This is a genomic window from Pseudomonas fluorescens (assembly GCF_001708445.1).
Lineage (GTDB): Bacteria > Pseudomonadota > Gammaproteobacteria > Pseudomonadales > Pseudomonadaceae > Aquipseudomonas > Aquipseudomonas gorinensis.
Map to the genome: position 1 here is coordinate 6537312 of NZ_CP015637.1, position 13782 is coordinate 6551093.

The 13782-nt window shown below is 61.6% G+C and carries 9 protein-coding genes; 5 read left to right on the forward strand and 4 right to left on the reverse strand.

Annotation, left to right across the window (positions count from 1 at the left end; translation table 11 throughout):
• Positions 1-34 precede the first annotated feature (34 nt).
• Positions 35-2218 (reverse strand): DNA helicase II, encoded by a 2184-nt coding sequence (uvrD, locus tag A7317_RS29315; RefSeq protein WP_024078184.1) that lies wholly within the window; start codon positions 2216-2218, stop codon positions 35-37.
• A 279-nt stretch (positions 2219-2497) separates the two neighbouring features.
• Here uvrD and A7317_RS29320 point away from each other — a divergent pair, with 279 nt between their 5' ends.
• The 3 genes from A7317_RS29320 to A7317_RS30505 all read left to right on the forward strand — a co-directional run bounded on the left by A7317_RS29320 (position 2498) and on the right by A7317_RS30505 (position 6752).
• Positions 2498-5371 (forward strand): EAL domain-containing protein, encoded by a 2874-nt coding sequence (locus A7317_RS29320; RefSeq protein WP_024078183.1) that lies wholly within the window; start codon positions 2498-2500, stop codon positions 5369-5371.
• 162 nt (positions 5372-5533) lie between these two features.
• A complete protein-coding gene (gene hexR, locus A7317_RS29325) occupies positions 5534-6400 on the forward strand; it encodes a transcriptional regulator HexR (protein ID WP_010168370.1) in 867 nt (288 codons plus the stop codon).
• A gap of 154 nt (positions 6401-6554) precedes the next feature.
• Positions 6555-6752: a PA3496 family putative envelope integrity protein gene (locus tag A7317_RS30505; protein WP_081329271.1), complete on the forward strand. Its 198-nt coding sequence runs from the start codon at positions 6555-6557 to the stop codon at positions 6750-6752.
• Here the strand turns inward: A7317_RS30505 and A7317_RS29335 are convergent.
• Positions 6682-7656: a LysR family transcriptional regulator gene (locus tag A7317_RS29335; protein WP_024078182.1), complete on the reverse strand. Its 975-nt coding sequence runs from the start codon at positions 7654-7656 to the stop codon at positions 6682-6684. The genes A7317_RS30505 and A7317_RS29335 overlap by 71 nt on opposite strands.
• Positions 7657-7850: 194 nt before the next feature.
• On the opposite strand from A7317_RS29335, the gene A7317_RS29340 reads away from it, so the two are divergent.
• Together A7317_RS29340 and oadA are read left to right on the forward strand one after the other, a co-directional pair.
• Positions 7851-9266, forward strand: coding sequence for an acetyl-CoA carboxylase biotin carboxylase subunit (locus A7317_RS29340; protein ID WP_024078181.1), 1416 nt, complete (start codon positions 7851-7853; stop codon positions 9264-9266).
• An 11-nt stretch (positions 9267-9277) separates the two neighbouring features.
• The gene (oadA, locus tag A7317_RS29345; RefSeq protein ID WP_024078180.1) at positions 9278-11086 is read left to right on the forward strand and encodes a sodium-extruding oxaloacetate decarboxylase subunit alpha; all 1809 of its coding nucleotides are present in this window, start codon (positions 9278-9280) and stop codon (positions 11084-11086) included.
• Between the two features lie 75 nt (positions 11087-11161).
• Here oadA and A7317_RS29350 read toward each other — a convergent pair whose 3' ends face one another.
• Entirely contained in the window at positions 11162-12304 is a 1143-nt protein-coding gene (locus A7317_RS29350; RefSeq protein WP_069077329.1) for a hypothetical protein, read from the reverse strand.
• Between the two features lie 109 nt (positions 12305-12413).
• Positions 12414-13715, reverse strand: a complete 1302-nt coding sequence (locus A7317_RS29355; protein ID WP_069077330.1) for an autotransporter outer membrane beta-barrel domain-containing protein — start codon at positions 13713-13715, stop codon at positions 12414-12416.
• Between the last annotated feature and the right edge of the window lie 67 nt (positions 13716-13782).

Consider the following 13782-nt stretch of genomic DNA (forward strand, 5'->3'; position numbering starts at 1 on the left):
GGGCGGGCCAGCAACCTTCATGTTTGGAATTGTTTCAGACCGCTTCGAGTTTCGCGTAGCCCATCATCAGCCATTTGCTGCCTTCGGCGAAGTTCACCTGCACCCGTGCCTGGGCGCCGGCACCTTCGAAGTTGAGGATCACCCCTTCGCCGAAGATCGCATGCTTGACCTGCTGGCCCAGGCTGAACGGCGTTTCCGGAATCTCGGAACCCGCAAACATGCTGCTGGAGTTCTGCTGCTGGCCACCGCCGAACGGGCGGCTGACGCTGTTGGAAAGGCGTACTTCCTGGATCAGCCCTTTCGGCACTTCACGTACGAAGCGTGACACCTTGTTGTAGGTCTCGCTGCCGTACAGGCGTCGGGTCTCAGCGTAGGTCATCACCAGGTTCTGCATCGCCCGGGTAATGCCCACATAGGCCAGGCGGCGTTCTTCCTCAAGGCGGCCGGGTTCTTCCAGGCTCATCTTGTGGGGGAACAGGCCTTCTTCCATGCCCACCAGGAACACATAGGGAAACTCCAGGCCCTTGGCGCTGTGCAAGGTCATCAGCTGGATGCTGTCTTCGTGCTCGTCGGCCTGGGTGTCACCCGCCTCCAGCGAGGCGTGGCCGAGGAAGGCTGCGAGCGGGGTCAGCTCTTCATCTTCCTCGGTGTTTTCGAATGCACGGGCGGCGCTGACCAATTCCTCAAGGTTTTCTACCCGGGCCTGGCCTTTTTCACCCTTTTCGGCTTCGTGATAGGCAATCAGCCCGGACTGTTCAATGACGGTCTGGGTCATCAAATGCAGCGGCATTTCCGAACATTTGGCCGCCAGGTTCTCGATCAGCTCAACAAACACCCCCAGCGCCCCGGCAGCCCGGCCGGTCAAGCCTTTGTTGGCGATCAGCAAGCGCATGGCTTCCCACATCGACACATCGGCATGGCGCGCGTGGTCGCGAATGGCTTCAACGGTTTTCTCGCCGATGCCACGGGCCGGGATATTGATCACCCGCTCCAGCGCCGCATCGTTGCCGCGGCCTTCGAGCAAACGCAGGTAGGCCATGGCGTTCTTGATTTCCGCACGCTCGAAGAAGCGCTGGCCGCCATAGATGCGGTACGGGATGCGCTCGCGCAGCAGGGCTTCTTCCAATACCCGCGATTGGGCGTTGGAACGGTACAGAATCGCGATATCACTGCGCGCCAGGCCGGTTTTCAGCGCGCTCTCGATGGTTTCCACCACGTAGCGTGCTTCATCGTGTTCGTTGAAGGCCGCGTACAGGTTGATCGCTTCGCCTTCGCCACCGTCGGTCCACAGCTCTTTGCCCAGGCGCCCGGTGTTGTTGGCGATCAAGGCGTTGGCAGCCTTGAGGATACCGGCGGTGGAGCGGTAGTTCTGCTCCAGGCGAATGGTGACCGCGTCGGGGAAGTCTTCGGAATACTGGTAGATGTTCTCGATTTTCGCGCCACGCCAGCCGTAGATCGACTGATCGTCGTCGCCCACCACCATCAGGCTGTCGCCGCCTTTGGCCAACAGGCGCAACCAGGCGTACTGCACGGCGTTGGTGTCCTGGAACTCGTCCACCAGGATATGCCGGAAGCGCTTCTGGTAATGGGCCAGCAAGCCTGGGTTGTCGCGCCACAGGTCGAGGGCGCGCAGCAGCAACTCGGAGAAGTCGATCACGCCGGCGCGCGCGCAGGCGGCCTCATAGGCTTCATAAATGCTGCGCATGGTGGCCAGGAACAGGTCGCCGCTGGCCTGGATATGCTGCGGGCGCAGGCCCTCGTCTTTCTGGCCGTTGATAAACCACTGGGCCTGGCGCGCAGGCCAGCGCTGTTCGTCGAGCCCCAGTTCGCGGATCACGCGCTTGACCAGGCGTTGCTGGTCATCGCTGTCGAGGATCTGGAACGTCTGGGCGAGCCCGGCCTCCTGCCAGTGCGCCCGCAACAGGCGGTGCGCCAGGCCGTGGAAGGTGCCCACCCACATACCGGCCGGGCTGATGCCCATCAACTGCTCGATGCGGTGGCGCATCTCGGCAGCGGCCTTGTTGGTGAAGGTCACCGACAGGATGGAGTGCGGGGACGCGTTCTCGACCTGGATCAACCAGGCGATACGGTGCACCAGCACTCGGGTTTTACCGGAGCCAGCACCGGCCAGGACCAACTGACGGCCAACGGGGGCCGCTACGGCCTGGCGTTGGGCATCGTTGAGGGAGTTCAGCAAAAGAGAGAGATCATCGCGCATCGGCGCATTCTAGGGTGCTGGGGGGAGTGGGGCAAACCCCAATGCCGGGTGGTCGACGGAAAACATCCACGGTGATTCCGGGCGGCTGAACATTCTGCATGGGGTGATGACCGGTCAGTCAATGGCCGCAGCCCGCGCAGCGTCTCGCTCAAGCTGTCTGGCCCCTGGGTTTGCGCCGGATGACCATGCAGTTTTTATGACGTGGAGCAGTTTGGCCCAAGCGCTTGCTTGTGTATGCTCCGTCGACGTTTCGGGCTCACCATTATAAGAACACTGCCTATGACTCTCAGCACCGATCTGTTCAGCCCCTCGGCGGCGCCAGCGCAGGTCATCCACAAACACTACGCCACCGAGATGGCGGTCGAGCGCACACGCCTGCTCTATCAGGGCTCGCTGCTGCCGACCCTGTTGATGCTGGTCAACGGCCTGGTCTGCGCCTGGCTGCTCTGGAACCCCACGCAATACCTGTTGGACAGCATTTGGCTGGTCTGGCTGCTCGCCCTGGTGGCCATGCGCGTGATCCAGGTGGCGGCCTTTGATTCGGCCATGCCCAGCCGCCAGGCGCAGCCGATCTGGCGCCGCAGGTTCATGCTCGGCTCGGCCGCCAGCGGGCTGACCCTGGCCACTGCCGCCATTGCCCTGGTGCCGGTGGACAGCTTTACGCAGCAGGCCTGGGTGTTCGGCCTGATCGGTGCGGCCACGTTGTCTGCCAGCGTGGCCTACGCGGTGAGCTTGCCCGCATTCCTGTCATTCGCCTTGCCATGCCTGGTGCCGGCCATCGTCTATCTGTTCTGGAACGGTGCCCCGCAACAACAAGGCTGGGGGGTACTTGGCCTGATCCTGCTGGCGTCCCTGAGCGTGGTGGCGTGGCAGGTCAATCGCCTGATCCAGCGCGGGCTGTTGCGACGTTTCCAAAACCAGGCGCTGATCGAACATCTCCAGCAGGCGCAACAGCGCAGTGAGCAGTTGAACCAGGACCTGGTGCGCGAAGTCGAGCAACGCCGCCAAGTCGAACAGGAACTGCGCGAAGCGCAAATCGGCCTGCAAGACCGTGTGGCGCAACGCAGCCAGGAACTGGACGCGGCCAGCCTGGCCCTGAATAAAAGCGAAGCGCGCCTGGCGATGGCCTTGCAAGCCAGCGAACTGGGGCTGTGGGACTGGAACCTGCAAACCGACGAGGTGCACCACACCCAGCTCAAAGAGCTGTTCGGGCTGGAGCCCGAGTACGTCACGGCGATGCTCAGCCACCTCAAGCCGCGCCTGCACCCCGACGACCTGCCGTTGCTCAAGCGTGCCCTGGTGGAGCACCTCAAGGGCCGCAGTGAGGACTACCAGGTGGAATACCGCGTGCGTCATGGCGATGGCCACTGGGTGTGGATCGAAGACCGTGGCCGCGCCGTGGAGCGTGCGCCCAGCGGACGGGTCACGCGCATGCTGGGTACCCGTCGCGATATCAGTGCCGGCAAGGCCCTGGAAGAACAACAGCGCCTGGCCTCGACCGTGTTCGAAGCCGCCAGTGAAGGCATTGTGATCCTTGACCCGGACTACGTGCTGATCGCCGTCAACCGGGCTTTCAGCCGCGTCACCGGCTTCGACATCGACGATATGCTGGGTCGCAATGTCGTGGAGTTGCCCAGCAGTCGTGATGCGCGGCGTCACTTCCCGGTGATCCGCCAGGCGCTGCTCAGCCACGGCACCTGGCAGGGTGAACTGGTGGAGACACGCAAGAGCGGCGAGTTGTATCCGCAGTGGCTGCAACTGAATGTCGTGCGGGATGCTCGAGGAAAAGTCAGCCATATCGTGGGCTTTTTCGCCGATCTGTCGGCGCGGCGTGAGTCCGAGGAGCGTATGCGCTACCTCACCCACTATGACGAATTGACCGGCCTGGCCAATCGCTCGCTGTTTCGCGAACGCCTGCGCGAAGCCCACCAGCGCGTCCGCCAGGGCGGGCGTAGCCTGGCGCTGCTGCATATCAACCTGGACCGCTTCAAGTTGCTCAATGACAGCCTGGGCCATGAAGTGGCCGACCAGTTGTTACAGAAAATGGCGCGGCGCTTGATCAACGCCCTGCCGGAAGCCGACACCATTGCGCGACTGTCCGGCGACGAATTCGCTGTGCTCTTCGATGCCTATGGCAACTTGTCGAGCCTCGCGCGGGTCGCCACGCGGCTACTGGCCAAGCTGCGTGTGCCGGTGGCAGTGGAAGGGCATGAGCTGGTAGTCAGTGCCTCCATGGGGGTCAGCCTGTTACCGGACAACGCGCGGGAAATTTCAGCCTTGGTCAGCCAGGCGAACATGGCCATGCAGCATGCCAAGCACCTGGGCGGTAATAACTTCCAGTTCTACACCGACAGCCTGCAAGCCAGCACGCTGGAGCGTTTGCAACTGGAAAACCATCTGCGTAAAGCCATTGAAGAGCGCCAGCTCACGGTGTTCTACCAACCCAAATTATGCCTGGCCACCGGCCAACTGAACGCCGCCGAGGCGTTGATTCGCTGGGAGCATCCGCAATGGGGCATGGTGCCACCGGGGGACTTTATCGGCCTGGCCGAAGAAACCGGCCTGATCGTGCCGCTGGGCGAGTTCGTGCTGCGCCAGGCCTGCTGGCAGGCCTGCGAGTGGCAGCGCCAAGGGTTGGCGCCGATCCGGGTGTCGGTGAACCTGTCGGTGCACCAGTTGCGCCAGGGCAAGCTGGTCAGCCTGGTGCGCCAGGTGCTGGAAGAAACCGGGCTGGACCCGCAATACCTCGAATTGGAGCTGACCGAAAGCCAGCTGCTCGACAGCGTGGAACACATCATCGCGACTTTCCAGCAACTGCGGGACCTGGGGGTGAAGCTGGCCATTGATGATTTCGGCACCGGTTATTCGTCCCTCAGCTACCTCAAGCGCATCCCGGTGGACTACGTGAAGATCGACCAGACCTTTATTCGTGGCCTCGGCCAGGGGCGCGAAGACGCGGCCATTACGCGGGCGATCATTGCAATGGCCCACGGGCTGGCGCTCAAGGTGGTGGCCGAAGGCGTGGAAGACCAACAGCAGTTGGATTTCCTGCGGGGGGAGCGTTGTGACGAGGTGCAGGGCTACCTGATCAGTCGACCGATGGAAGCCGATGGCCTGGCAGAGTTGTTACGAAAAAAAGCAGATTTTTCCTAGCACCGGGCCTTCAGCCATTGTGGCTACAACTCGCCTGCCCTTAGATTCAAAGGGCAGCAGGGCGATTAAGTGATGCATCGGACGGGCAAAACGACAATTCTTGTAGTATAACTACAAGCTTGCTACATCCCTGGCGCCTGCCAATAACAAGAGTCCTGCCCTTTGAACCTGTTGCAACATATCGCCCAGTCGCGCCACCTGTTACGCAAATCGGAACTCAAGGTTGCCGATCACGTGCTGCTAGACCCTGCGGCCGTCATGCACAGTTCCATGGCCGACCTGGCCCACAGCGTGGGCATCAGTGAGCCGACCATCGTGCGTTTTTGCCGCGCCATCGGTTGCTCCGGGTTCCAGGACTTGAAACTCAAGCTGGCCCAAAGCCTGGCCGCTGGCGCGAGCTTCGGGCAGTTTGCGATCCATGAAGACGACTCGGTCGCTGACTACAGCCTGAAAATCTTCGACACCACCCTGCACACCCTGATGGAAGTGCGTGAGAAGCTCGACCCGGTGGAGCTGCAAAAGGCCGTGACCGCCATGTCCCAGGCCCAGCGTGTCGAGTTCTACGGTTTTGGCGCATCAGGTGCTGTCGCCGCGGATGCCCAGCACAAGTTCTTCCGCCTGCTGTTGACCGCTGCGGCCTATAGCGATCCGCATATGCAGGCAATGTCGGCCGTGACCTTGAAGCCGACCGACGTGGCCATCTGCATTTCCCAGTCCGGTCGCTCCAAAGACCTGCTGATCACCGCCAACCTGGTGCGTGAAAGCGGCGCCACGTTGATCACCTTGTGCCCGAGCCAGACGCCGTTGGCGGAACTGTCCACGGTCAACCTGGCGATCGACGTGCATGAAGACACGGAAATCTACACGCCGCTGACGTCGCGCATCGCCCACCTGGTGGTGATCGACGTGTTGGCGATGGGTGTGGCCATGGCGCGCGGTCCGAGCCTGGTCAATCACCTCAAGAGCGTGAAGCGCAGTCTGCGCAGCCTGCGGCTCTCGCCCAAGTCCGTCAAAGCCCTCGACGACTGATTCTAAGGTTGCATTCGTTCCAAAGGTGGGAGGGGGCTTGTCCCCTCCCACCTTTGCATCTTCTGTGTGTCCAGAATCTTCACCAGGCTGTCATCGTCATGTCATCCGCCGAGCCGATCCTGTACTCCCCGTACTCGCATTGGGAGACTCCAAAATGACCCGGCACTACGAAGACAGCAACAGCTCCGTCAAGACCCGTCGTCAACAGGAAGACCAGCGCCGCATGGCGTTCCGTCGCGCAATCGAAGACCGCTGCGACCAGCGCCAGCTGCAGCAGAGCATCAGTGACTACCCGGAACTGCACTGGCAGGCACCCGCGGCTGCCCAGCGAAGCGCTCAGCCAACGCGCTGATCTGCACCCGCTCGCTGCGGATAAAGCCCAGGAATGCATGGGCCACCGGTGACAGGCGCTTGGCCTTGGCCTGCACCAGGCACCAACTGCGGTACAGCGGCAGCTCTTCCACCGGCAGCTCCTTGAGCCCGCCGGTGGCCAGTTCCAGGTTCAGGGCGTGGCGCGTCAACAAGGCCACGCCCAACCCTGCCACCACGCACTCACGCTGCGCCTCGGCCGAGGCCACCTCCACCGTCTGGGTGAAGTGCACGCGTTTTTCCTTGAAGTACTCCTCGCAGGCCAGCCGTGTACCGGAGCCCGGTTCGCGCAGCAACAGCGTGTAGGGTTCCAGGTCCTGCAAGCGCAAGGGGCCCTGGAGGCTCAAAGGGTGATCGGGTGGCGCCACGGCAACGATGGGGTTGTTAAGGAACGGCAGGAACTCCAGGCCCATGTCCTGAGGCACCATGGACATGATCACCAAGTCATCACGGTTGTCCGAAAGCCTGCGGATCACCTGGGCACGGTTGACCACCGTCAGGTGCAACTGCACTTCGGGATGCTGGCGCTTGAACGCGGCAAACAGGTGCGGTACGAAATACTTGGCGCTGGATTCCACGGCCAGCTTCAACTGGCCCTGCAACGAACCCTGCATGTCTGATAGCTGCATATCGAGGTTTTCCAGGCGCCCGAAAATATCGCGACTGGCCCGTTGCAGGGCTTCGGCGGCCTCGGTCATGTAGAGCTTTTTGCCCACATAGTCGAACAACGGCTGGCCGATCAGCTCTTCCAGCTGGCGAATTTGTAGGCTGACGGCCGGTTGGGTGAGAGACATTTCCTCGGCGGCACGGCTGTACGAGCGCAAATCACACACCTCATTGAAGATCTGCAATTGCCGTAATGTCAGTCTCATCAATGACTTACGCATTTTTAAATCCCCTCGATCCCATCCAGTGTGTCGACTATAAGTCTTTACTTATGCGCGACCCAATAATTATTGATTTTTGTTAATCCCTCTACGGGCTTAGTGTGGGGCTGCGACTGGCTTGAAACATTTGGTCACGCGCCGACCCGGGTCTAGCGGGTCGAAGAACGCAGCAATCGGCTCAAGGGAATTTCCAAGTGATAAAAAAGATCCTGATCGCCAACCGTGGTGAAATTGCCGTACGAATCGTGCGTGCTTGCGCCGAGATGGGCATTCGCTCGGTCGCGGTCTATTCCGACGCCGACCGCCATGCGTTGCACGTCAAGCGTGCCGACGAGGCCCACAGCATCGGTGCCGAGCCCCTGTCCGGCTACCTGAACCCGCGCAAGCTGGTGAACCTGGCGGTGGAAACCGGCTGTGATGCCTTGCACCCCGGCTACGGCTTCCTGTCGGAAAACGCCGAACTGGCAGACATTTGTGCCGAACGTGGGATCAAATTCATTGGTCCTTCGGCTGAAGTGATTCGCCGTATGGGCGACAAGACCGAAGCGCGCCGCAGCATGATCAAGGCCGGCGTACCGGTCACGCCCGGTACTGAAGGCAATGTCGCCGATATCGCCGAAGCCCTCACTGAAGGCGACCGTATCGGTTACCCGGTGATGCTCAAGGCCACCTCCGGTGGTGGCGGTCGCGGCATCCGTCGTTGCAACAGCCGCGAAGAACTTGAACAAGCCTTCCCTCGCGTGATCTCCGAAGCTACCAAGGCGTTCGGTTCGGCGGAAGTGTTCCTGGAAAAATGCATCGTCAACCCCAAGCATATCGAGGCGCAGATCCTCGGTGACAGCTTTGGCAATGTGGTGCACCTGTTCGAGCGCGATTGCTCGATCCAGCGCCGCAACCAAAAGCTTATCGAAATCGCCCCGAGCCCGCAGTTGACCCCGGAACAGCGCGCCTATATCGGCGACCTGTCGGTGCGCGCGGCCAAGGCTGTGGGCTACGAAAACGCCGGCACCGTGGAGTTCCTGCTCGCCGAGGGCGAGGTGTACTTCATGGAGATGAACACCCGGGTGCAGGTGGAACACACCATCACCGAAGAAATCACCGGGATCGACATTGTCCGCGAGCAGATCCGCATCGCCTCGGGCCTGCCGCTGTCGGTGAAGCAGGAAGACATCCAGCACCGTGGTTTCGCGTTGCAGTTCCGTATCAACGCCGAAGACCCGAAAAACAACTTCCTGCCCAGTTTCGGCAAGATCACCCGTTACTACGCGCCCGGCGGCCCCGGCGTGCGCACCGACACGGCGATCTATACCGGCTACACCATCCCGCCGTTCTACGACTCCATGTGCCTGAAACTGGTGGTGTGGGCGTTGACCTGGGAAGAAGCCATGGACCGCGGCCTGCGTGCCCTGGATGACATGCGCCTGCAAGGCGTGAAGACCACCGCCGCTTACTATCAGGAAATCCTGCGCAACCCGGAATTCCGCAGCGGCCAGTTCAACACCAGTTTTGTGGAAAGCCATCCTGAGCTGACCAACTACTCGATCAAGCGCAAACCCGAAGAGCTGGCCCTGGCCATCGCCGCCGCCATCGCCGCCCACGCAGGCCTGTGAGGAACATAATAATGAGCAAGAAAATCTTCGTTACTGACACCATCCTGCGCGACGCTCACCAATCGTTGCTGGCGACCCGCATGCGCACCGACGACATGCTGCCGATCTGCGACAAGCTCGACAAAGTCGGCTACTGGTCCCTGGAAGTCTGGGGCGGCGCGACCTTCGATGCCTGTGTGCGCTTTTTGAAGGAAGACCCGTGGGAACGCCTGCGTAAACTGCGCGCCGCATTGCCTAACACGCGCCTGCAAATGCTGCTGCGTGGCCAGAACCTGCTGGGCTACCGCCACTACAGTGACGACGTGGTCAGGGCCTTCGTCGCCAAGGCTGCCGTGAATGGCATCGACGTGTTCCGCATCTTCGACGCCATGAATGACGTGCGTAACCTGCGCGTGGCCATTGAAGCGGTCAAGGCCGCCGGCAAGCATGCCCAGGGCACCATCGCCTATACCACCAGCCCGGTGCACACCATCGACGCCTTTGTGGCCCAGGCCAAGCAAATGGAAGCCATGGGCTGCGACTCGGTGGCGATCAAGGACATGGCCGGCCTGCTGACCCCGTACGCCACGGGCGAACTGGTCAAGGCGCTGAAAGCCGAGCAGAACCTGCCGGTGTTCATCCACTCGCACGACACGGCGGGTTTGGCCGCGATGTGCCAACTCAAGGCCATCGAAAACGGTGCCGACCATATCGACACCGCGATCTCCAGCTTCGCCTGGGGCACCAGCCACCCAGGTACCGAGTCGATGGTCGCCGCCCTTAAAGGCAGCGAGTTCGACACAGGGCTCGACCTGGAATTGCTGCAGGAAATTGGTTTGTACTTCTACGCGGTGCGCAAGAAGTACCACCAGTTTGAGAGCGAATTCACCGCCGTCGATACCCGCGTGCAAGTCAACCAGGTGCCGGGCGGGATGATTTCCAACCTGGCCAACCAGCTCAAGGAGCAGGGCGCGCTCAACCGCATGGGGGAAGTGCTGGCTGAAATTCCTCGGGTGCGTGAGGACCTCGGCTTCCCGCCGTTGGTCACCCCGACTTCGCAGATCGTCGGCACCCAGGCGTTCTTCAACGTGCTAGCTGGCGAGCGCTACAAGACCATCACCAACGAAGTGAAGTTGTACCTGCAAGGCGGCTACGGCAAGGCGCCGGGCACGGTGAACGAGAAGTTGCGCCGCCAGGCCATCGGCAGCGAAGACGTGATCGACGTGCGCCCGGCCGATTTGCTCAAGCCGGAAATGACCAAGCTGCGCGGTGAAATCGGCACATTGGCCAAGTCTGAAGAAGACGTGCTGACCTACGCCATGTTCCCGGACATCGGTCGCAAATTCCTCGAAGAGCGCGACGCCGGCACCCTCACCCCGGAAGTGCTGTTGCCGATCCCCGAAGCAGGCGGCGTGGCCCGTGCCGGTGGCGAAGGCGTACCGACCGAGTTCGTCATCGACGTGCACGGCGAGAGCTACCGCGTGGACATCACCGGTGTTGGCGTGAAGGCTGAAGGCAAGCGCCATTTCTACCTGTCCATCGACGGCATGCCTGAAGAAGTGGTGTTCGAACCGCTCAACGAGTTTGTCAGCGGCGGCAGCAGCAAGCGCAAGCAAGCCACCGAGCCGGGTCATGTGAGCACGGCGATGCCGGGCAATATCGTAGACGTGCTGGTCAAGGTTGGTGACGTGGTCAAGGCCGGCCAGGCCGTGTTGATTACCGAAGCCATGAAGATGGAAACCGAAGTGCAGGCTGCGATTGCCGGCAAGGTGGCTGCGGTTCACGTGACCAAGGGCGACCGGGTCAACCCGGGCGAAATCCTGATTGAAATCGAAGGCTGATCCCTAGCCTTCGACACTACCGCTTAATCCTCGGGGGGGCAGGTGCCCCCCTTTTTTTTGTCCGCGATTTGGTACTCAGGCGGTGGGATCATTGCGTTTGAAGGTGACGAAGACGCCGTCAGGGCGATAAGTCAGCGTAGGGACCAGGGTCTTCAAGTTGCTGGTGATGCCGGCGAACGGGCTTTCGACGTGCTTGGCGCTGAGGAGCTGCAAGGGTTGCGAGAGCAGCGCATCGTTTTCGTTTTCGACGTGGATAGCCAGCGTCGCCCCGCGCAGGTCGGCGGTGTTGCCAATGTTCGAGGGGGTATGGGTTTGGTCTGCGCCCAGCGTCAGGGCCAGCGTCGAGCCATGTTGCATGCGCAGGTCCTGCTCGACGTGGGTGGCTGGATCCAGCCGCAATGTTCCCGCGACCTCAAGGTTGGCCACGGTGCCGCCGGCGTAGGTGGCGTCAGGTTGGACGGTCATGGAACCGCCGATTTTGCTCTGGTTGACCAGGGTTGCACCGCTGTAGACCGCACCTTGCTGATTGACCGGGACTTCACCTGTGAGGGTCCAGTTGCCAGAGCCCACCCACAGATGCTGCATCTGGCGGGCACCATCGAATGTGCCGCCCCTGGCATCGTCCAGAATTACCTGGTTGGTGCCACTGCCCCCGTCAACCACGCCTTCGAAGCGCCCACCGCTGCGGACGATGAGCATATCGTTGCCGCCCCCCATGCTCAGCGCTACGCCATGGTTGCCAATGATCAAGCCGGCGTTGACCACTTCATCATCCTGGTCGCCGTCCAGCCTTACCCCGGCGCCATTCTTGCCGGTGATGCTGCCGTGGTTTTCGAGCCACACCGGTGCCAGGCCGGTGCTGGTGAAGCCGTTGCGCTCGCCAACGGTTTTGGCCGTCGCGCTGTTGATAATCTCGATGCCGCGCAACGAGGTTGCAGTGCCGGCTGGAGCACTAGGGATAAGCAGCCTGGCGGCGTTGTCGATGTCCAGGCCATTGCCATTGTTGAGTGTGATGGTTGCCGAGCTGAACCGGGCGTCGGGCTTGATCGCAGGTTGATCGTTGAGCGCAGCGGCGATGTCTGTGCGGCCGGCCGGCTTGTCCTGGCGGGTACCTGCGGCGGTGCCAGGCGGCGTCTGCGATATGGATTGCGCCAGTGTGTGTATGCCATACCCCATCAGGGCACCGACGGAAGGGATGTACGGGAAGATCGACGACATAATTTCCGGCCTCGCAAGTGTAGGAGACCGGAATGTAGCCAGTAACGTAGCCGGCGGCTGTCAGGCCTGATAACAACGCTATGAGGGAATGTTCCTCGGTTTCATGAGGTTAAAACCTCATTTGCCATTGCCCCATCAGGCCCTGGCTGTGGCTGTTGGTGCCCGCTTCCCCCTGGTAGGCCAGGCCGACGGTGTGTTGCGGCGACAGCGCGAGGTCCAGCCCGGCCTGCCAGTTCAGGCTGTTGCGGTCCAGGGAAGCGCCGACCAGGGTGAAGTCGTCAATCGCGAACGGCATGTAGCGGTAGGACTGGCGGACGCGGCTGTCGACCTTGCCATAGAGGCGTTTCCAATCGGCGCTGATATGGGGGATGAGCCTGACCTGGTTATCGAACCGATACTGGCTCGCCAGGCGCAGGCCCAGGGTGCTGTTCAGGTTTTGCTGGGTTTGTGAGCCAACGATCAGTGCCGCCAGGCCACCTTTTTCCTGGAACCGGTCGCGGTGATAGCGTTGATAACCAAGGCCGCCGAAGGGCTCGATACTCAAGTCCGCGCTGCCCAACTGATAGCCCACTTCCGAGAACAGGGTTTGGCTCTGGGCTTTGTAGTCGCCCTTGAGTTGCTGTTTGTTATCGAGCAACTGGACGCTGCGTTTGTTCTGCCCGGCGTGGCGGCTATAGATCGCCCCCAGGCGCAGGCCCAGCGGGCCGTCCTGGTGCACGGCATAACCGCCCAGGTGCCAACTGTCCAGGTCGGCGGAAAAACGCTGGGCGTCGAGGCGGCTGGTGGATTTTGCGCCCATTACGCCGATCCGCCAGGCGTGGTCCAGTGCCCAGTCGGCGCCTGTCAGCAGGCCTCGGTTGGCGTACTTCAGGCCCGCACTGCCGCCTTGTTTGTCGAGGCGGCCGTCTTGGCCCAGTCCCTGTACCCAGACATGAGCGTCGTCATTGGTGGGCAGGGCGCGCAGGGTCGACAGCAATTGGCTGCCCAGTTGCTGTGTGATGTTCTGGGTCGCCGCCGCCAGGTTGGCATTCTGGCTGCCGGCCAATTGTTCAAGGGCCGCACCGACCCCTCCGGGCTGCTGCATCAATGCCTCATTGAAGCGTTCCAACTCTTTGATCTGCTCTGAGGTCAGCTCGCCGGATTCCAGTAACCGAATCAAGGCAGGCTCCAGCACCTGGGCCACCCGTAGGCCATTGAGGGTCGTGGCTTGGCGAGTCAGGTAGCCGTCGAGGGGAGTGGCTTGCTCGATCGGGGCCGACATCCATTCGTCGTAATCGTCATAGTCGTCGTAGTCAGGCACAAGCAGTTCGAACTGATAAGGTGTGCCTGTTTGCGCCTGGGCGAGGGGAGCGCTGGCAATACCAATGGCGAGGATGACCGCACGCGTGAGTTTCTGGAGTGTAAAGGGCATGAATTCCTGACCTCTGATAAGTGAGGCCGGGAATTTAGCGAGATGGCGGGGCGATAACTGTCAGGCC